The organism is Staphylococcus simulans, from assembly GCF_003043455.1.
GTDB lineage: Bacteria > Bacillota > Bacilli > Staphylococcales > Staphylococcaceae > Staphylococcus > Staphylococcus simulans_A.
This window is the reverse complement of the sequence record NZ_PZGG01000030.1, coordinates 1-20065: the sequence shown is the minus strand read 5'-3', so window position 1 is coordinate 20065 and position 20065 is coordinate 1. Positions and strand designations below refer to the sequence as shown.

General features: G+C 35.7%; 18 protein-coding genes. 14 read left to right on the top strand and 4 right to left on the bottom strand.

From position 1 onward, the window contains the following. Positions 1-2: 2 nt before the first annotated feature. The 3 genes from ligA (at position 3) to BU038_RS06830 (ending at position 4419) form a co-directional block, all read left to right on the top strand. Positions 3-2006: an NAD-dependent DNA ligase LigA gene (ligA, locus tag BU038_RS06840; protein ID WP_107605396.1), complete on the top strand. Its 2004-nt coding sequence runs from the start codon at positions 3-5 to the stop codon at positions 2004-2006. Between the two features lie 19 nt (positions 2007-2025). Further along, positions 2026-3225, top strand: a complete 1200-nt coding sequence (locus tag BU038_RS06835; RefSeq protein WP_107605395.1) for a CamS family sex pheromone protein — start codon at positions 2026-2028, stop codon at positions 3223-3225. Positions 3226-3378: 153 nt separating this feature from the next. Beyond that, positions 3379-4419, top strand: a complete 1041-nt coding sequence (locus BU038_RS06830; protein ID WP_107605394.1) for an NAD-dependent formate dehydrogenase — start codon at positions 3379-3381, stop codon at positions 4417-4419. Positions 4420-4528: 109 nt separating this feature from the next. On the opposite strand, the gene putP is transcribed toward BU038_RS06830, so the two are convergent. Further along, positions 4529-6067: a sodium/proline symporter PutP gene (putP, locus tag BU038_RS06825; RefSeq protein WP_107605393.1), complete on the bottom strand. Its 1539-nt coding sequence runs from the start codon at positions 6065-6067 to the stop codon at positions 4529-4531. 386 nt (positions 6068-6453) lie between these two features. Between putP and gatC the strand changes: the two genes are divergently transcribed. The 5 genes from gatC (at position 6454) to rlmD (ending at position 12170) form a co-directional block, all read left to right on the top strand. Beyond that, positions 6454-6756, top strand: coding sequence for an Asp-tRNA(Asn)/Glu-tRNA(Gln) amidotransferase subunit GatC (gatC, locus tag BU038_RS06820; RefSeq protein WP_002481677.1), 303 nt, complete (start codon positions 6454-6456; stop codon positions 6754-6756). After that, entirely contained in the window at positions 6756-8213 is a 1458-nt protein-coding gene (gene gatA / locus BU038_RS06815) for an Asp-tRNA(Asn)/Glu-tRNA(Gln) amidotransferase subunit GatA (RefSeq protein ID WP_002481676.1), read from the top strand. The genes gatC and gatA overlap by 1 nt, the downstream gene beginning before the upstream one ends. A 12-nt stretch (positions 8214-8225) precedes the next feature. Then, entirely contained in the window at positions 8226-9653 is a 1428-nt protein-coding gene (gene gatB, locus BU038_RS06810; RefSeq protein WP_037556606.1) for an Asp-tRNA(Asn)/Glu-tRNA(Gln) amidotransferase subunit GatB, read from the top strand. Positions 9654-9820: 167 nt separating this feature from the next. After that, positions 9821-10741, top strand: coding sequence for a diacylglycerol kinase (locus tag BU038_RS06805; protein WP_002481674.1), 921 nt, complete (start codon positions 9821-9823; stop codon positions 10739-10741). 67 nt (positions 10742-10808) lie between these two features. Then, positions 10809-12170 (top strand): 23S rRNA (uracil(1939)-C(5))-methyltransferase RlmD, encoded by a 1362-nt coding sequence (rlmD, locus tag BU038_RS06800; RefSeq protein WP_107605392.1) that lies wholly within the window; start codon positions 10809-10811, stop codon positions 12168-12170. 113 nt (positions 12171-12283) lie between these two features. Here the strand turns inward: rlmD and BU038_RS06795 are convergent, their stop codons facing one another. Beyond that, a complete protein-coding gene (locus tag BU038_RS06795; protein ID WP_107605391.1) occupies positions 12284-12601 on the bottom strand; it encodes a general stress protein in 318 nt (105 codons plus the stop codon). Positions 12602-12862: 261 nt separating this feature from the next. Here BU038_RS06795 and dinB point away from each other — a divergent pair, with 261 nt between their 5' ends. Beyond that, on the top strand, positions 12863-13933 hold the full coding sequence (dinB, locus tag BU038_RS06790) for a DNA polymerase IV (RefSeq protein ID WP_107605390.1): 1071 nt from the start codon (positions 12863-12865) through the stop codon (positions 13931-13933). A gap of 45 nt (positions 13934-13978) precedes the next feature. Here dinB and BU038_RS06785 read toward each other — a convergent pair whose 3' ends face one another. Continuing rightward, positions 13979-14536 (bottom strand): 3'-5' exonuclease, encoded by a 558-nt coding sequence (locus BU038_RS06785; RefSeq protein ID WP_107605389.1) that lies wholly within the window; start codon positions 14534-14536, stop codon positions 13979-13981. A gap of 164 nt (positions 14537-14700) precedes the next feature. On the opposite strand from BU038_RS06785, the gene BU038_RS06780 reads away from it, so the two are divergent. Then, positions 14701-16017 (top strand): Mur ligase family protein, encoded by a 1317-nt coding sequence (locus tag BU038_RS06780; RefSeq protein WP_107605388.1) that lies wholly within the window; start codon positions 14701-14703, stop codon positions 16015-16017. After that, positions 16014-16733: a type 1 glutamine amidotransferase gene (locus BU038_RS06775; protein ID WP_107605387.1), complete on the top strand. Its 720-nt coding sequence runs from the start codon at positions 16014-16016 to the stop codon at positions 16731-16733. Before BU038_RS06780 ends, BU038_RS06775 begins: the two co-directional genes overlap by 4 nt. A gap of 82 nt (positions 16734-16815) precedes the next feature. Here the strand turns inward: BU038_RS06775 and BU038_RS06770 are convergent, their stop codons facing one another. Next, positions 16816-17802: an FUSC family protein gene (locus BU038_RS06770; protein ID WP_107605386.1), complete on the bottom strand. Its 987-nt coding sequence runs from the start codon at positions 17800-17802 to the stop codon at positions 16816-16818. A gap of 219 nt (positions 17803-18021) precedes the next feature. On the opposite strand from BU038_RS06770, the gene map reads away from it, so the two are divergent. From map to vraT, 3 genes are all read left to right on the top strand, one after another. Further along, positions 18022-18786: a type I methionyl aminopeptidase gene (map, locus tag BU038_RS06765; RefSeq protein WP_107605385.1), complete on the top strand. Its 765-nt coding sequence runs from the start codon at positions 18022-18024 to the stop codon at positions 18784-18786. Between the two features lie 115 nt (positions 18787-18901). After that, positions 18902-19297: a hypothetical protein gene (locus tag BU038_RS06760; RefSeq protein WP_107605384.1), complete on the top strand. Its 396-nt coding sequence runs from the start codon at positions 18902-18904 to the stop codon at positions 19295-19297. A 15-nt stretch (positions 19298-19312) separates the two neighbouring features. Further along, a complete protein-coding gene (gene vraT / locus BU038_RS06755; protein WP_107605383.1) occupies positions 19313-20014 on the top strand; it encodes a cell wall-active antibiotics response protein VraT in 702 nt (233 codons plus the stop codon). The last annotated feature ends 51 nt before the right edge of the window (positions 20015-20065 follow it).

The window sequence follows — 20065 nt, the reverse complement described above, 5'->3', positions numbered from 1 at the left end:
GGATGAACGATTTAGCCAATAGAGTTGAAACACTGCATCGCTTATTGAATCAATATAATCATGAATATTATGTGATGGATAACCCATCTGTACCAGATAGTGAATATGATAAATTACTCCACGAATTGATTCATATCGAAGAAGAACATCCTGAATTTAAAACAGAAGATTCTCCGACAGTGCGTGTAGGCGGCGAAGCACAAGCAACTTTCAACAAAGTGCGTCATGATACACCGATGTTAAGTTTAGCTAATGCCTTCAGTGAAGAAGATTTACGTCGTTTTGATGCACGTGTGCGTGAAAATGCCGGCAAAGTTGAATATATGTGTGAATTGAAAATTGATGGTTTAGCAGTATCTTTAAAATATGAAAACGGCAGATTTGTACAAGGTTTGACACGTGGTGATGGAACTATCGGTGAGGATATTACGGAGAACTTGCGTACAATTCGTGCGATACCGTTAAAATTTAAAAAGTCATTAACCTTTGAGGTGCGTGGTGAAGCATTTATGCCGAAGTCTTCGTTTGAACGCTTGAACAAAGAGAAGGAAGAAGCAGGAGAACAAGCTTTTGCGAACCCACGTAATGCAGCAGCAGGTTCATTACGCCAATTAGATTCAAAATTAGCTGCCAAACGTCGTTTAAGTATCTTTTTATACAGCGTGAATGACTTTACAAACTTCCATGCGACATCACAAAGTGAAGCTTTAGATGAATTGGATGAGTTAGGTTTTAAAACCAATCAAAATCGTAAACGTGAATCAGATATTGAAGGTGTCTTAGAATACATTAAGTATTGGACTGAAAAACGCCAAGATTTATCCTATGACATTGATGGTATTGTCATTAAAGTTAATGATCTTGAAGAACAAGAAGAATTAGGCTATACACAAAAGTCACCAAGATGGGCGATTGCATATAAATTCCCGGCTGAAGAAGTCGTGACAACGTTACATGATATCGAATTAAGTGTCGGACGTACGGGAGTTGTGACACCAACGGCAGTATTAGAACCTGTTCGTGTTGCAGGTACAATTGTTTCTCGTGCTTCACTGCATAATGAAGATTTAATTCATGAAAAAGATATTCGTATCGGAGACAGTGTGGTCATTAAAAAAGCAGGCGATATTATTCCAGAAGTTGTACGCAGTTTACCTGATCGCAGACCTGAAGGCACAGAAACGTATCATATGCCGACACATTGTCCAAGTTGCGGTCATGAATTAGTACGTTTAGATGGAGAAGTCGCATTACGTTGCATTAATCCTAAATGTCCTGCACAACTTGTTGAAGGTATGATTCACTTTGTATCACGTCAAGCGATGAATATTGATGGCTTAGGCACGAAGTTGATTATGCAGTTGTATGACAATGAAATTATTAAAGATGTCGCAGATTTATATTACCTGACAAAAGATGACTTGTTGCCGTTAGAACGTATGGGTGAGAAAAAAGCAGATAATTTACTGAATGCGATTGAAGCCTCAAAAGAAAATTCATTTGAACATTTATTATTCGGCTTGGGTATCAGACATTTAGGTGTTAAAGCCAGCCAAGTAATTGCAGAGCGTTTTGAAAACATGGATCGCTTGTTCGAAGTAACAGAAGAAGAATTGCTAGAAATTCATGACATTGGAGATAAACTTGCGACGTCATTAATTACTTACTTAAATAATGAAGATATCATAGCTTTAATTGATAAACTTCGTGCAAAAAATGTTAATATGAAGTATAAAGGTATCAGAACTTCAGAGATAGAATCTGATTCAGAATTTAATGGTCTGACAGTCGTATTAACAGGTAAACTGCATAATATGACACGTACAGAAGCATCTAAATGGTTGGAAGCACATGGTGCGAAAACAACAAGCAGTGTGACAAAGAATACTGATTTAGTCATTGCTGGTGAAGATGCAGGTTCTAAATTGACGAAAGCAGAAAAACTAGGTACAGAAATTTGGTCTGAAGCAGACTTTATTCAAAAACAAAATGAAGCTGACCAATAAACAATAGAGGAGATAGGGCATGAAGAAAACAAGTGTATTACTCATCTCTCTCTTATTGATTCTCACGGCGTGTGGCAATAAGGATGAGCAACAAAAATCAACAAAAGAACAAGAAACTCAATCAGATTCAAGTACTGTTAAGCATATTGCGACAGATAAGAATGTTCAAGGTGATGACTATCGAACAATTTTACCGTTTAAAGAAAGCCAAGCGAGAGGTATGTTGCAGCAAACGATGGCAAATGGTTATAACGGTGATGACTTTGAAGATGGTTTATTAGAACAAAGTAAGAAAGTTTTTCCGACTGACGAATACTTATACCAAGATGGTCAGTTTTTAGATAAAAAAACGATTAATGCTTACCTTGGACCTAAATATACCAAATCTGAAATTGAAAAAATGGATAAAGATGAAAAAGAAGAAAAAAATGCAAATGAAAATCTAGGTTTAAATCCTTCTCGTCATGGAGAAAAAGATGAAGAAAAAATCGCAAAAGATTCACCGGCTTATCTTTCTAATATCCTAGAACAAGATTTCTACGGTAATAGTGATACAAAAGGTAAAAAGATTAAAGGTATGACAATCGGTCTTGCGATGAATAGCGAATATTATTACCAAAAAGAAAAAGATGGCCCAACGTTCAGTAAGAAATTAGATCGTGCTAAAGTCGAAAAAGAAGGCAAAAAAATGGCCGATGAAATGTTGGAACGTTTACGTGAACACAAAGAATTGAAAAACATTCCGATTCATTTTGCGATATATATCCAGTCTGGAGAAAATGACATTATTCCTGGAGAATTTGTCGCAGGTGCTACGGCAGACGATGGTCAAACACGTATAAACAGTTGGAAAGGTATTAATGAGAAATCAGTACTATTACCGTCATCAAAAGCCGCAGATTTGAATGAGAACTTGAATAATAACTTCAAACAGTTCAATGATAATTTACAATCTTATTTCCCTAACTTTACACAAGCAGTAGGAAAAACGAAGATTGATGGTAAAAAACCGAAAAACCTTATTATTGAAGTACCGATTGATTACTATGGTAAAGCTGAATTAACAGGTATTACACAGTTTATTGCTCAACAAGCTGACAAATACTTCAGTAATATAGATGCTTATGAAATTCACATTAAAGATGGTAACCAAGCACGTGCTTTAATCACAAAAGGTAAAGATGATAAAAAACAAAATGTCCATATCTATAAAAGATAAGGCGAAGCAATAAAGTGATGAAAGATGTCTTCTGAGGAAGGCATCTTTTTCATTTTGACAATTCATTGAAATCATACATGACTTTGTTTAATACACATCTTGAAGGGAAATTTTTTAATGATGTATCAAAAATTAGAGACAGGTGATATATAAATGAAAATTGTAGCACTATTTCCAGAAGCCACAGAAGGACAAACAGAAAACAACGTACTAGATGATTATACTGCGTTGAATCTACGTCCATTCTTAGAAGAACGTGGCCATGAATTCGTTGTGTTGAAAGATGGAGAAGCTGATTTGGATCAACATCTAAAAGATATGGATGTAGTTATCAGTGCGCCATTCTATCCGGCTTATATGACGAAGGAACGTATAGAGAAAGCACCTAACTTAAAATTAGCCATTACAGCAGGTGTGGGTTCTGACCATGTAGATTTAGAAGCGGCTAGTAAACATGATATTTCTGTTGTAGAAGTAACTGACTCTAACACAGTCAGTGTGGCAGAACATATTGTGATGACAACTTTAATCTTAGTCAGAAATTATGAAGAAGGCCATCGCCAATCAGAAGAGGGTGGCTGGAATTTAACAAAAGTAACAAACCATGCCTTTGAGCTTCAAAATAAAACAATTGGTATTTTCGGTTTAGGCAGAATTGGCCGTTTAGTTGGAGAACGTTTAAAACCATTTAACGTAGATATTATTCATTATAGATGTTCAAGCCAAGAAGATACCGATTTCTCAAAATATGTAAACTTTGATGAGTTAGTGCATAAAAGTGATGTATTGATTATCACAACACCGCTCACACCGGAAACGGATGATTTATTTGACTATAATACCATCAGCCAAATGAAAGATGGCAGTTATATTGTAAACTGTGCACGTGGTAAGATTGTAAACAAAGAAGAAGTAGTCAAAATGGTAGAAGAAAATCATCTTCAAGGTTATGGCGGTGATGTATGGTATCCACAACCTGCACCTTTAGATCATCCATGGAGAAAAATGCCACGTAATGCGATGACGATTCATTATTCTGGTATGGTTATTGAAGCACAATTACGCATAGAAAAAGGTGTCAAAGATTTATTAACGAATTTCTTTGATGAAACACCATTCCCTAAAGAAGACGTCATTGTGAATGGCGGTCAAATTACGAGTCAATCTTATGCGAAACATGACGATTCAAATTAACTATATACAAGACTGTTTGATTAACTGAATAGATTAAGTGTTTATGACACAAAGAGGGCAGGAACGAGAAGTTCCTGCCCTTAATAATGCTAAATTATTTATTATTAAATTAACTATGCAAAATATGTTTAACTTCGTCTAATTCATTAACTGTACGTGTACTTGGTTTTTGAGTGAACTTGCTGACTAGGTAAGTGACAATCACACTCACAATAAATCCTGGAATGATTTCATACATACCGAAGATTTCAGAGACATCAGCCATTGGTTTGATAAAGACAATCCAAATAATAACAGTGACAGCTCCTGCAACCATACCGCTGACAGCGCCAGCTCTTGTTAAACCTTTCCAATAAAGTGAGAACAAGACAAGTGGACTGAATGATGCCCCGAAACCTGCCCAAGCGTTACCAACTAAATTTAAAATCGTATCGTTAGGTGACCATGCAATCCAAATTGCGACAATCGCAACAGCCATAACGCTTAAACGACCGACTAATACAAATTCTTTTTCATGTTTTTCAGCATTGGCTTTTTTACCGCGAATCAATTTATAGAAGTCTTCTGTTAATGAACTAGATGTTACTAATAATTGAGATGAAATCGTGCTCATAATTGCGGCTAAAATTGCTGCTAATAAGAAACCGCCGACTAATGGATGGAATAGAATCTGACTCATGATAATAAATAATGTTTCTGGATCATGAAGTGTAACATTGTAATCTGGCACAAATGCAATACCAGTCAATCCGACTAAACATGCACCTGCAAGGCCGACTGCCATCCATAAAATACCGACACGACGTGCAGTTGGTAAAAGTTTAAAAGATTTAATCGACATAAAACGAACGATAATGTGAGGCTGACCGAAGTAACCTAATCCCCACGAAAAGAGTGAGATGATACCTAAAACAGTAGTTCCTCTGAATAAGTCCAAGTTGGTAGGTTTCATATCTGCGATTTGCGAGAATGTATCCCAACCATTCAATTTTAATAATGCTACGATTGGAACCATGACCATCGCAATCAACATGATGACACCTTGGAAGAAGTCAGTGATTGAAACGGCTAAGTAACCGCCTAAAAAAGTGTAAAAAATAACGATAACAGCTACCATAATCAAGCCGTATCGATAATTCAGTCCGAATGCAGTTTCGAATAATTTACCTCCAGATACAAATCCGGAATGCGTATATAACGTAAAGAAAACGACAATAATGAGACCAGAGATAATTTTTATAATGTTTGAATGATCATCTAATCTGTTTTTGAAAAAGTCTGGCAAGGTAATCGCATTGCCTGCAATTTCTGTGTAAACACGTAATCTTGGTGCGACAATAAAGTAATTCAAATATGCTCCCAGTGTTAAACCAATCGTAATCCAAATTGCGGATAATCCTGTCGCATAGACCGAACCAGGCAATCCCATAATCATCCAGCCGCTCATATCAGAAGCTCCGGCTGACAGCGCTGTAATATACGGGCCGATGTTTCGGCCTCCCAACATATATTCGCTTAAATTTCCCGTTGACTGTTTGTAACCATAGATACCGATGATAACTAGAATGATAAAGTATACACCAATCATGATGTATGTCTGCCAGTCGGCATCGATTTGGCTACTCACTGAAGTACCTAAAATAAACATCGTGGTTTCCCCCTTTTTCTCATTGATGATTCAATGTATACGCATTATTATACAACAATTCTGAAAAAAGGGAATAGTTATTTTATAACATTGTTAAATATAAATCGCTCAACAGTGGCATTTTAAACGCTTTCTGTAATGAAAGGGTTTTCAGCGCTTTAAAGCATGTAAGTAGTATTTTTATAATTTTGAATGTATAAACGTACAGATTACATCCAAGCTATTCTCGAATTAATAGTAATGATTTGCAATTGAAGTTCAGAATGATTAAGTTAAAGGGGAGTCATTACTTGATATATAGGTATTTTGAACTAAAAAATTTAGATTTTTGACAGTTTTTTTGATACAATTTTATGATGAAGTATTAATAAGGAGGCAGTTCATTAATGGCTAGAGTATCACGTGAAGAAGTTGAACATATTGCAAATTTGTCTAAACTTCATATTTCACCAGAGGAAACAACAGAAATGCAAGACACATTAGAAACAATCCTAAACTTTGCCCAACAAATCGATACAGCTGATACAAGCGATGTAGAACCGACGTATCACGTATTAGATTTACAAAATGTATTAAGAGAGGATAAAGCAGTGAAAGGCATTCCTCAAGAGCTTGCGCTCAAAAATGCAAAAGAAACAGAAGATGGTCAATTTAAAGTACCATCAGTTATCAACGGGGAGGATGCGTAATGTCTATTCGTTATGAATCAGTTGAAAAGTTAAGCGAAATGATTAAGAACAAAGAAATTAAACCTTCTGAAGTTGTAAAAGATATTTATGATGCAATTGAAGAAACAGATCCGACAATTAAATCATTCTTAGCTTTAGATAAAGAGAATGCAATTAAGAAAGCTGAAGAGCTGGACGAATTGCAAGCGAAAGACCAAATGGAAGGTAAACTCTTCGGTATCCCAATGGGTATCAAAGATAACATTATTACAGAAGGTCTAGAAACAACATGTGCAAGTAAAATGTTAGAAGGCTTTGTACCGATTTATGAATCAACAGTAATGAAAAAATTACATGCTGAAAATGCAGTGTTAATCGGTAAATTAAATATGGACGAATTTGCAATGGGTGGTTCAACTGAAACTTCTTACTTCAAGAAAACAGTTAACCCATTCGATCATAAAGCAGTACCAGGCGGATCATCAGGTGGTTCAGCAGCAGCTGTAGCAGCTGGCTTAGTACCATTTTCATTAGGTTCAGATACTGGTGGTTCTATTCGTCAACCAGCAGCATATTGCGGTATCGTTGGTATGAAACCGACATACGGCCGTGTATCTCGTTTTGGTTTAGTTGCATTCGCATCTTCATTAGACCAAATCGGACCTTTAACACGTAATGTTAAAGATAACGCAATTGTTTTAGAAACAATTGTAGGTGTGGATAAAAATGATTCTACAAGTGCGCCAGTAGAAGATAATGATTTCACTTCAGATATCGGAAAAGATATCAAAGGTATGAAAATTGCTTTACCTAAAGAATATTTAGGTGAAGGTGTTTCTGATGAAGTGAAAGAAGCGGTACGCAACGCTGTTGAAATTTTAGAAGGTGAAGGTGCAATCGTAGAAGAGGTATCATTACCAAATACGGGCTATGGTATCCCATCTTACTATGTTATCGCATCATCAGAAGCTTCTTCTAACTTATCTCGTTTCGATGGTATTCGTTATGGTTACCATTCAAAAGAAGCACAAACATTAGATGAACTTTATAAATTCTCACGTAGTGAAGGCTTCGGTAAAGAAGTAAAACGTCGTATTTTACTTGGTACTTTCGCATTAAGTTCAGGTTACTACGATGCATACTACAAAAAATCACAAAAAGTCAGAACGTTGATTCGTCAAGACTTCGACAAAGTATTTGAAGACTATGATGTAGTCGTTGGTCCGACAACACCAACAGCTGCCTTCAACTTAGGTGAAGAAATTAATGATCCGTTGACAATGTATGCAAACGACTTATTAACTACTCCAGTTAACCTTGCCGGCTTACCAGGTATTTCAGTACCTTGCGGACAAACTAATAATAGACCGATCGGATTACAGTTTATCGGCAAACCGTTTGATGAAAAAACACTATACCGTGTCGCTCATCAATTCGAACAACAATACAACTTACATGATGCATATCAAAATTTATAAGGAGTGTTAATGATGCATTTTGAAACAGTCATTGGACTAGAGGTCCACGTTGAACTGAAAACAGATTCTAAAATGTTCTCTCCATCACCAGCACATTTCGGAGCAGAACCAAACACAAATACGAATGTGATCGACTTAGCATACCCTGGTGTGCTTCCAGTTGTTAATGAACGTGCCGTTGACTGGGCGATGCGTGCTGCAATGGCATTAAACATGGAAATTGCGACTGAATCTAAATTCGATCGTAAAAACTATTTCTATCCAGATAACCCGAAAGCTTACCAAATTTCACAATTTGACCAACCTATCGGGGAACATGGTTACATCGATATCGAAGTAGACGGTGAAACAAAACGTATTGGTATTACACGCCTTCACATGGAAGAAGATGCGGGTAAATCAACACATAAAGACGGTTATTCATTAGTAGACTTAAACCGTCAAGGTACACCGTTAATCGAAATCGTATCTGAACCAGATATCCGTTCACCACAAGAAGCTTATGCTTACCTTGAAAAATTACGCTCAATTATTCAATACACTGGCGTATCTGACGGTAAAATGGAAGAAGGTTCATTACGTTGTGATGCTAACATTTCATTACGTCCATACGGTCAAGAAGAATTCGGTACAAAAGCTGAATTGAAAAACTTGAACTCATTCAACTATGTACGTAAAGGTTTAGAATACGAAGAAAAACGTCAAGAAGAAGAATTGTTAAATGGCGGCGAAGTCCTTCAAGAAACACGTCGTTTCGATGAGTCTACTGGTAAAACCATCTTAATGCGTGTTAAAGAAGGTTCTGATGATTATCGTTACTTCCCAGAACCAGACATCGTACCATTATATATTGACGATGCTTGGAAAGAACGTGTACGTCAAACAATTCCAGAATTACCAGACGTACGTAAGAAAAAATATGTTGAAGAATTCGGTTTACCTGCGTATGATGCGCACGTTTTAACATTGACAAAAGAAATGTCTGATTTCTTCGAAGAAGCGGTTGAACATGGCGCTGATGTTAAATTAACTTCTAACTGGTTAATGGGTGGCGTTAATGAGTACTTGAACAAAAACCAAGTTGAACTTCAAGATACAAAATTAACACCTGAAAACTTAGCTGGTATGATCAAGTTAATTGAAGACGGTACTATGAGCAGTAAAATCGCGAAAAAAGTCTTCCCAGAATTAGCTGAAAACGGCGGAGATGCTAAACAAATTATGGAAGATAAAGGTTTAGTACAAATCTCAGATGAGTCTGTATTATTAAACTTCGTAACAGAAGCATTAGATAATAACCCTCAATCTGTAGAAGACTTCAAAAACGGTAAAGGCCGTGCGAAAGGCTTCTTAGTCGGTCAAATTATGAAAGCGTCTAAAGGTCAAGCCAACCCTCAAATCGTTAACAAATTATTACAACAAGAATTAGATAAACGCTAATTGATTGAATAACAACCTGCAAGGATTACTGAATGTAATCTCTGCAGGTTTTTTATTATGATAGGTGATTTCAAAAACGAATTTCATTGATTTCAACCATTAATGCTTTCAACTGAAGCGGAAATCATTTAAAATTGAAATTGAGTAAAAATGATGAGGGATTATTTATGAGAAAACGAGCTAGAATTATTTATAATCCGACTTCAGGCAAGGAATTGTTTAAAAAAATGCTTCCAGAAGTCTTGATTAAAATGGAACAAGCAGGATTTGAAACAAGTGCATATGCAACGCAAAAAGCAGGAGATGCGACGATTGAAGCAAAACGTGCACTGCATGAAGATTATGAAATGCTCATCGTTGCTGGCGGTGACGGCACATTAAACGAAGTGGTTAATGGAATAGCCGAACATCCGAATCGTCCTAAAATCGGTGTGATTCCTATGGGAACGGTAAATGATTTTGGTCGTGCCTTACATTTACCAACAGATATTTTAAGTGCAGTCGATGTTATTATTAAAGGACATACGGTTAAAGTAGATATCGGTAAGATGAATAGTCGTTACTTTATTAACTTAGCTGCTGGCGGACGTATTACTGAAGTCTCTTATGAAACTTCTAGTAAATTAAAAACATTTGTAGGGCCATTTGCTTACTACATCAAAGGCATGGAAATGTTGCCGCAGATGAAAAATGTGGATGTCCGTATTGAATATGATCAAAAAGTATTCCAAGGAGAAATTCTGTTATTCTTACTTGGACTGACGAATTCAATGGCAGGTTTTGAAAAGTTAGTTCCAGATGCGAAATTAGATGATGGTTACTTTACGTTGATTATTGTTGAAAAAGCTAATTTAGCAGAACTTGGTCACATTATGACTTTAGCATCAAGAGGAGAACATATTAAACATCCAAAAGTCACTTATGAAAAAGCAAAATCAGTCAATGTATCATCCTTTGAACAAATGCCGCTCAATGTAGATGGAGAATATGGTGGTCAATTACCAGCCAACTTCTTAAATTTAAAGCAGCATATTGAAGTATATACACCGGCTAATGTAGATAATAAAGAATTAATTGAACAAGATTAGAGAAGTAAGCAGATGAAAGGTTAGGACTTAATCACAAGCCTGACCTTTTTTCTATGGAGGTTACAGTGTGGAAACATTAAAGAAAAATCAAATCTTTACAGGTGAGGTTATCGACTTAACACATGAAGGACACGGTGTGGTAAAAATAGACCATTATCCTGTCTTTGTGCCAAATGCTTTACCAAATGAAGAAATTGAATATAAATTAATCAAGGTAAATAAAAACTTTGCGATTGGTAAATTGTTAGATATTCATAAAGAAAGTGCTGAACGTGTGACGCCTCCATGTGTTTACTATGACAAATGCGGAGGGTGCCAACTGCAACATTTGGATTATTCATCACAATTAACAATGAAAAGAAATCAAGTCGTAAATCTATTCCATCGTAAGGGTAAATTTGAAGATACAGTTATCAATGATACTATCGGCATGATGAATCCGTGGAACTATCGTAATAAATCGCAAATTCCAGTAGGTTTAAATAAAGACAATGAACCGATTATGGGCTTCTATCGTCAACGCAGTCATGACATTATTGATATGGATGAATGTATCATTCAAGACAGTATTCAAAATCAATTAATGCGTTCTATCCGTGCATTGCTAAAAGAGTATAACGTCTCTATCTATAATGAGAAACAAAAACAAGGTTTATTACGTCATGTGATTATTCGTGTGGGTCATGTTTCGCGAGAAGTGATGATTATTTTCGTAACTAATGGTAAGAAATTTAAACAAGCCAAACCTATTATTGAGAAACTAGTGGATGCGGTACCGAATATTAAAAGTGTCATTCAAAATATTAATGAAACCCATTCCAATGTGATTATGGGCAAAACATCAAAGACATTATATGGTAAAGATGAAATTATCGATGATTTAGATTCAGTGGAATTTGAAATCAGCGACCAATCATTCTATCAAATCAACTCATCACAAACAGTTAAATTATATAATCAAGCGTTGAAATATGCGCAATTAACAGGCGAAGAAACAGTGCTTGATACGTATTGCGGTATCGGTACTATCGGCTTATATATGGCAGATAAAGCGAAACATGTTTATGGTGTTGAAGTTGTACCTGCCGCGATTGAAGATGCGAAGAAAAATGCTCAACTGAATGGCTACGACAATACAACATTTGTTTGCGGTAAAGCTGAATCTGTAATTTTAGACTGGAAACAACAAGGTATTCAACCGGATGTTGTCATGGTCGATCCGCCACGTAAAGGTTGCGATGAAACATTTTTAAACATACTATTAGAATTAAATCCAAAACGCATTGTATATATTTCATGTAACCCAGCAACACAACAACGTGATGCTCAAATTCTAGCGGAAGGCTATAACCTAAAAGAAATCACACCTGTCGATATGTTCCCGCAAACAACACATATTGAGACAGTGGCATTGTTTGAAAGAAAATAATAGAAAAGCATTATCTTAATTACGGGGTTTCTTAATTTTATAAGAAATCTCGTATTTCTTGTATTTCAAAACAAAAGAGGCTAGATCTAAAGATCCAACCTCAACATTTACGTTTATGAGTTATCATTATTTTCTTTGGCTGTTGTTTCTCCGCCTTTTTGGCCGATTTCTTGGAAGTGTTCAGAGCTATACTCTTCAGCTGTCTTTTCTCCACCTAAATGACCAGCTTCTTCGTGACTCATTTTGTTTTCGTTATTAGAATTAGATTGATTATTTTCTGATTGAGACGGGTTACTGTTTTCTTTGGCTGTTGCTTCTCCACCTTTTTGACCAATTTCTTGGAAATGTTCAGAGTTAAACTCTTCAGCTGTTTTTTCTCCACCTAAATGACCAGCTTCTTCATGACTCATTTTGTTTTCGTTATTTGTCATATTGAATCCTCCCTCGAAAATAATTAGGTGACTGCAGGACAATGAAGTACTTGAATCTAGTTAGTTGTACCTGTTATATGATGAAATAAACAGGCATCTCTCCATTCTTAATAATATTAAAAAAGGCACAATAATTAATTAATACAATCACAAAAATAATTTAGATGTGAAGATTTGTGTTTAGGCAGTAAATATTCAAGTATAGACAAGATACATTATAATAGAGTATAAGAAGAAAATTTACAAAGCGAGGTGAATGGTATGGAAGAGCGACGAATTGTGCATATCGATATGGATTACTTTTATGCGCAAGTAGAAGTGAGAGATAATCCTAAATTGAGAGGGAAGCCTGTGATTGTCGGTGGAAAAGCAAGTGGACGTGGCGTTGTGACAACTGCGTCATATGAAGCGAGAAAGTATGGCGTACATTCTGCAATGCCAATGGCACAAGCTCATAAACTTTGTCCGAATGGTTATTATATCCAACCTCGCTTTGATGTTTACAGAGAAACTTCGAAAGAAATTATGGATATCTTTAAAAGTTATACAGAAGTTGTAGAGCCTTTATCATTAGATGAAGCATATTTAGATATAACACATCTTGTACGTCCAGATCTTCCAGCGTCTGCCATCGCACAATATATTAGAAACGATATTTGGGAAAAGACTGGTTTAACTGCTTCAGCCGGCATCTCTTACAACAAATTCCTCGCCAAACTCGCAAGCGGTATGAATAAACCGAACGGCATGATGATTATTAATTATCAAAACGTCCATGAGATATTAATGAACTTAGACATCGGTGGATTTCCAGGTGTCGGTAAAGCAACCAAAGCCATTATGCATGAACATGACATCTACAACGGAAAAGATTTATATGAAAAAGATGAACGTGAATTGATACGGATATTCGGTAAACGTGGACATGGATTATATGAAAAAGCCAGAGGACGTGGCACTAATGTTGTTAAAGCTCATCGCATTCGAAAATCAGTCGGAACTGAAAGAACATTTACGACCGACGTTAATGATGATGAAGAAATATTATTGAAAGTCAGAGAGTTGAGTGAGAAGACAGCAGAACGATTAAGCCGTATACAAAAATCTGGTAAAACTGTAACAGTTAAAATTAAAACCCATCAATTTGAAACATTATCGAGACAGCGCAGTTTAAGAGATCCGGTTAGAAATGAGATAGATATTTATAATATTGCCTATACGCTCTATAATGAGCTTAAAGATCCAGAAGTACCTATAAGATTAATTGGTGTGACAGTAGGAAATTTGGAGAAAACTGAATATCAAAATATGTCGATATATGATTTCCTATGACATAAAAATAACCGATTGGACACTTATCATTGTATGTTCAATCGGTTATCCTTTATCCGTTAAATTTTTACCGTAGACTGCAAGCATGTCGGATAAACTATTATAGTGTTTGAGTAATCTAAAAGTTATCATGGCACAAGCTTTTGCATCGTTTAATGCATCATGGTGTCCATGAAAATCTAAATGATAATAATCCATCATATATTTTAAACCGTAACGTTGATTATTAATGGTTCTGCGTGCGAGCTGTAGTGAACAGAAGTAAGTCATGTTTGGTGTTTGTAACCCTAACGCTTGAATGCTGGCATGCATTACTGTCATATCGAATGCCGCATTATGTGCAACGACAGGCAAATTGTCTATAAACTGTATCATATAAGGTAAGACAAAATTGAAGTCAGGTGCTGTCTCAACGTCCTGAGGTTTAATACCATGCACATTAATGTTTTGTTGGGAAAAGTAATCTTTAGGATTTACTAACGTATAAAATGTCTCGACAATTTCATTTTCAACTACTTTCACCATGCCAACAGAACAAATACTTGTGCGTTTACCATTTGCGGTTTCAAAGTCTAGCGCAACAAATGAATTTTGGTGTTTCAAAGGTAATTCGACCTTTCTTTATTTGATGATTTGAGTAGTAAAATTCTACTGGATAGGGTAGTAAGAGTCAAGTGTTTGACATTGATGACGTATATAGAATATTTTTAATTAAAGTCTGAGACGTGTTATAATTATTCAGGTTGATATTTAGAGGAGTGAAGCGAATGAGACAATGGACGGCGATCAACTTAGCCAAGTTAGCGCGTAGAGCCAGCCGAGCTGTAGGGAAACGCGGTACAGATTTGCCAGGGCAAGTAGCCAGAAGAATTGATAAAAATATACTACGAAATTTAGCAGAACAAGTCGACGATGTTGTATTTATCAGCGGTACCAACGGTAAGACGACGACATCGAATTTAATTGGTCATACATTAAAGGCTAATCATATAAATATAATTCATAACAATGAAGGTGCGAATATGGCTGCAGGAATTACTTCTGCATTCATCGTACAATCTAAACCTGATACTAAAATTGCGATTATTGAAATTGATGAAGGCTCTATTCCAAGAGTATTAAAAGAAATGACACCGACTATGATGGTCTTCACGAATTTCTTCCGTGATCAAATGGATCGCTTCGGTGAAATCGACATTATGGTCAATAACATTGCTGAAGCCATCAGTCATAAAGGGATTAAATTATTACTGAATGCGGATGATCCTTTTGTAAGTCGTTTAAAAATCGCAAGTGAATCAAATGTCTATTATGGCATGAAAGCACATGCACATGAATTTGAACAAAGTACCATGAACGAAAGCAGATATTGCCCGAATTGTGGTCGCTTATTAGTATATGATTATATTCACTATAACCAAATCGGTCACTATCATTGTGAATGCGGTTTTAAACGGGAACAACCGAAGTATGAAGTATCGAAATTCACAGTCTCACCATTTATTCATCTGACAATCGGTGACACGACATTTGATATGAAAATTGCGGGTGACTTTAATGCTTATAATGCGATTGCCGCATATAGCGTATTGCGAGAATTAGGTTTAAACGATGAATCTATCCGTAAAGGCTTTGAAACATATACATCAGATAATGGGCGTATGCAGTATTTCAAATCTGGTTCTAAAGAAGCTATGATTAATTTAGCGAAGAATCCAGCTGGTATGAACGCAAGTCTGTCTATGGGAGAACAACTTGAAGGCAAAAAAGTATATGTCATCAGTTTAAATGACCATGCGGCAGATGGCAGAGATATTTCGTGGATTTACGATGCTGATTTTGAAAAATTAAGTGAACAAGATATAGAAGCGATAATTGTCACAGGTAATCGTGCTGAAGAACTGCAATTACGTTTAAAACTAGCAGAAGTCGATGTACCAGTAATCGTGGAACGTGATATTTATAAAGCGACTGCTAAAACAATGGATTACTCAAGTAAGACGGTCGCAATTCCAAACTATACATCACTTGCGCCGATGTTAGAGCAATTAAACCGTTCATTTGAAATGAGGGAACAAAGATGAATGAATTAACGTTATATCATTTTATGACAGATAAATTGAATTTATATAGCGATATCGGTAATATCATCGCTTTGAAACAACGTGCAAAATGGCGCAATATCAAATTGAATGTTGTTGAAGTCAATGAAACAGAAGATGTGACTTTTGATGGGTGTGATATCTTCTTTATCGGCGGCGGCAGCGACCGTGAACAAGCGCTTGCGACAAAGGAATTAAGTAAAATCAAAAGTAAATTAAAAGCAGCGATAGAAGAAGGTATGCCAGGCCTTACAATTTGCGGCGGTTATCAATTCTTAGGTAATAAGTACATTACACCTGATGGTACAGAACTTGAAGGATTAGGTATTTTAGACTTTTATACGCAATCTAAAAAAGAACGTTTAACAGGTGATATTGTCATTGAAAGTAATACGTTCGGTACAATTGTCGGTTTTGAAAACCACGGCGGCAGAACGTATCATAACTATGATACATTAGGAAAAGTAACCCATGGTTTTGGTAATAATGATGAAGACGGTAAAGAAGGTATTCATTATAAAAACTTATTAGGTACTTATTTACATGGTCCGATTTTACCGAAGAACCATGAAATCACAGATTACTTGCTAGAACAAGCATGTGTGCGTAAAGGTATTCCATTTGAACCGCGTCAATTGGATAATACTGCGGAAGAAGCGGCTAAACAAGCCATTGTCGATCGCTTTGAAAATAAATAAGAAGTATAAAATAGCGTTAAAAGCTATAACATAAATAAAAAGGTCACTTTTTGAACTGATTTTCAAAAAGTGACCTTTTCTGTTAGGCATAACGTTCATCTAAGATACGATACGTCATTAAGATTTCATAAATGATATGGCTTTTGACTTGTTGTTTTTCAAATTCATCTAATCGGATGACACTGCGTTTTAATATTTCAGCATCTTCATCTACACGTTCAAAACCGCCTGTTTCTATAATTTCACTGATGCTTTCTGCGATATTTAAAATGGCTGTTTGTTCAGCTGTCGTGAAGTGAAACTTAGTGTTCTTAGGCAGATAAACAATATTAGATAAATGCGTAATAAACAGACGATCTGTATGCGCACGATTAGATAGTGCTTTAAGTTTCACCCAGTCTTCTTGATCTTTGTGGTATTCTAATTCGTCTTTTTGATAACGAATCAATGTGTCTACACGCAAGATGGCTGAGAGTAATTTTTCTAACTTTTGATTTGTTTTAGCTGAGTTGAATTTTTCATTCACTAACTCTTTTAAACGTTGGCTATAGAGATGATACATATCTGTCTCAACTTTTTGAGCATTTTCAGCAACTTGATGATAGTATTTAGGCGGTAAAACTATTAAGTTTACTAAGCCAGCTGTAACTAGACCGATAACCGCTGTTAAAAGTCGTGAGAAGAAGTTAAATAAATAATGATCTCCGATACCTGGTATCATGGCCATAGCCGTTAAAGTTGCGACTGTAATACCGTCATGCAACTTCAACTTTGCGCAAATAAAAATAGTACAGGTGGCACTCATCGCATAAGCAAGTGCGGATTTATCACTGAAAATATACGTGAAGAGTACTGCTAAAAGTGCGCCAATAACAGTTGCTGGCAAGCGTTTATATCCTTTTTTGAGTGATGCTTTTGCGGTTGGTTCAATGGTGACGATGGCGCTTAACGTAGCATAAATCGGGTTAAGATTGAGCGCCATACAAAAGAAGGCTGTCAAAAATGTAGCAAGTCCAGTTTTAATGGTTCTTGCACCAATAATTTTGCGATACCATTTGTCTTGTGTCATAAAAAAATTTACCTCACTTGATGTCGGCAACATCGTTGCAACATAGTTCCATTTGCAGTTACAAAGTGATGAACTGCTTCTTACAGATTTAGTATAACAAACATTTTTTGCTATAATAAGAAAGAATGAGTGTTAATTATGATAATTTCGTATCATAATGAGACATATAAGCGCACGTGCGCTGCATTATCAATTATTGAATAAGGAAAGGGATCGCACATGATTGTAAAAACAGAAGAAGAATTATTAGGTTTAAAAGAAATCGGATATATTTGTGCATTAGTCAGAGATACAATGCAAGAAGCAACAAAACCAGGTGTCACAACTAAAGAATTAGATAATATTGCTAAAGATTTATTTGAACAACACGGTGCTTTGTCTGCACCTATCCATGATGAAAATTTCCCTGGTCAAACTTGTATCAGTGTGAATGAAGAAGTGGCACATGGTATTCCAGGTAAACGTAAAATCCGTGAAGGAGATTTAGTTAACATAGATGTTTCTGCATTGAAAAATGGTTATTATGCAGATACAGGTATTTCATTTGTTGTGGGTGAACCAAGTGACCCGATGAAACAAAAAGTTTGTGAAGTTGCTGAGGAAGCATTTGATAATGCGATGAAAAAAATTAAACCTGGCAGCAAACTTAGCCAAATTGGTAAAGCTGTTCATGCGACAGCGCGTAAAAATGATTTGAAAGTCATCCGTAATTTAACAGGTCATGGCGTAGGCAGCTCATTACATGAAGCACCTAATTACGTTTTAAACTATTATGATCCTAAAGATAAAACGTTATTAAAAGAAGGGACTGTTATTGCGGTAGAACCTTTCATCTCATCTAATGCGACATTTGTAACTGAAGGTAAAAATGAATGGGCGTTTGAAACAAGCGACAAAAGTTATGTTGCACAAATTGAACATACTGTTATCGTGACGAAAGATGGTCCGTTATTAACGACTAAAATAGATAAAACAGAGAAATAGTTCCTTGGTATAACGGGAATTAGGACTAAAGTATGAAAGTAAAATGGTTCCAGAGCCTATCGTGAGGCGTCTGGAATTATTTTATAATGGAGTCAATCATAAATGAGGTGATTCCATGAATATCATAGCAATTTATTTAGACAAACTTTATCACACTACAGTTAAATACAGTATTACAAATTGCCAAGCGCATTTGAACAGAAAATTACATTCAACAAAACAATATATTGCTTATTTAAATCGTAAAAGACAAAACATCGTTGCATATATTGAACAATTGACTACAGAAGTAGAAAATAAATACATTGATTTGATGGATCAGTATCAAATTAATAATGTACAACGAATGGAAAATATTAATAATGCAGAGTTGTCTGCATTAATGCATGACTTAAACGAAGCAGAATCTGATTGTGCAAGAATTGAAGCAGATTTATCAGAGCAAAACAAAACACGAATTACACTTGAAAGAGAATGTGATATGATTGCACAAATGAGTTTAGTTGCATAGAAAAGGTGGCGAAACATGACCAATAAGTATATCTCAACTGAGATGTTGATTATTTTTACAGCATTAATGATTATAGCCAATTTTTACTATATCTTTTTTGAAAAAATCGGCTTTATCCTCGTATTATTATTAGGGATTATCTTAATGTATGTGGGCTATCTTTATTTCCATAAAGTCAGAGGCTTACTGGCCTTTTGGATTGGCGTATTAATGATTGCCTTCACATTACTCTCTAACAAATATACGATTATCATACTTTTTATTTTCTTAGTGCTGATTATTATTCGTTATATCGTCTTTAAATTCAAACCGATGAAGATTATCGCTTCTGATGAAGAAGTCACATCTCCACAGTTTATTAAGCAAAGATGGTTCGGTAATCAAAGAACACCTGTCTATGTTTATAAGTGGGAAGACCTGCAAATTCAACATGGTATCGGCGATATTCATATAGATTTAACAAAAGCAGCAAATATCAAAGAAAATAACACGATTGTCATAAGACATTTCATTGGTAAAATTCAAATCATTGTGCCGATGAATTACAATATCAATCTTCACGCAGCAGCATTCTATGGCAATGCGACAGTAAATCAAAATACCGTTAAGATTGAGAATAACCACATTCAAATGACAGAAGAGACGAAAGAAGAAAACTATAACATCAATATTTATACTTCGACATTTATTGGTGATGTTGAGGTGGTTTATAGATGAACCACTATATCAGAGCCATTGGTTCGATGTTGATATGGAACTATAGTATAT

What these genes read in the sequence shown, in the direction of transcription:
- ligA (WP_107605396.1), top strand. Translation starts at nt 3, where the DNA reads ATGAACGATTTAGCCAATAGAGTTGAAACACTGCATCGCTTATTGAAT.
- BU038_RS06835 (WP_107605395.1), top strand. Translation starts at nt 2,026, where the DNA reads ATGAAGAAAACAAGTGTATTACTCATCTCTCTCTTATTGATTCTCACG.
- BU038_RS06830 (WP_107605394.1), top strand. Translation starts at nt 3,379, where the DNA reads ATGAAAATTGTAGCACTATTTCCAGAAGCCACAGAAGGACAAACAGAA.
- putP (WP_107605393.1), bottom strand. Translation starts at nt 6,067, where the DNA reads ATGTTTATTTTAGGTACTTCAGTGAGTAGCCAAATCGATGCCGACTGG.
- gatC (WP_002481677.1), top strand. Translation starts at nt 6,454, where the DNA reads ATGGCTAGAGTATCACGTGAAGAAGTTGAACATATTGCAAATTTGTCT.
- gatA (WP_002481676.1), top strand. Translation starts at nt 6,756, where the DNA reads ATGTCTATTCGTTATGAATCAGTTGAAAAGTTAAGCGAAATGATTAAG.
- gatB (WP_037556606.1), top strand. Translation starts at nt 8,226, where the DNA reads ATGCATTTTGAAACAGTCATTGGACTAGAGGTCCACGTTGAACTGAAA.
- BU038_RS06805 (WP_002481674.1), top strand. Translation starts at nt 9,821, where the DNA reads ATGAGAAAACGAGCTAGAATTATTTATAATCCGACTTCAGGCAAGGAA.
- BU038_RS06795 (WP_107605391.1), bottom strand. Translation starts at nt 12,601, where the DNA reads ATGACAAATAACGAAAACAAAATGAGTCATGAAGAAGCTGGTCATTTA.
- dinB (WP_107605390.1), top strand. Translation starts at nt 12,863, where the DNA reads ATGGAAGAGCGACGAATTGTGCATATCGATATGGATTACTTTTATGCG.
- BU038_RS06780 (WP_107605388.1), top strand. Translation starts at nt 14,701, where the DNA reads ATGAGACAATGGACGGCGATCAACTTAGCCAAGTTAGCGCGTAGAGCC.
- BU038_RS06775 (WP_107605387.1), top strand. Translation starts at nt 16,014, where the DNA reads ATGAATGAATTAACGTTATATCATTTTATGACAGATAAATTGAATTTA.
- BU038_RS06770 (WP_107605386.1), bottom strand. Translation starts at nt 17,802, where the DNA reads ATGACACAAGACAAATGGTATCGCAAAATTATTGGTGCAAGAACCATT.
- map (WP_107605385.1), top strand. Translation starts at nt 18,022, where the DNA reads ATGATTGTAAAAACAGAAGAAGAATTATTAGGTTTAAAAGAAATCGGA.
- BU038_RS06760 (WP_107605384.1), top strand. Translation starts at nt 18,902, where the DNA reads ATGAATATCATAGCAATTTATTTAGACAAACTTTATCACACTACAGTT.
- vraT (WP_107605383.1), top strand. Translation starts at nt 19,313, where the DNA reads ATGACCAATAAGTATATCTCAACTGAGATGTTGATTATTTTTACAGCA.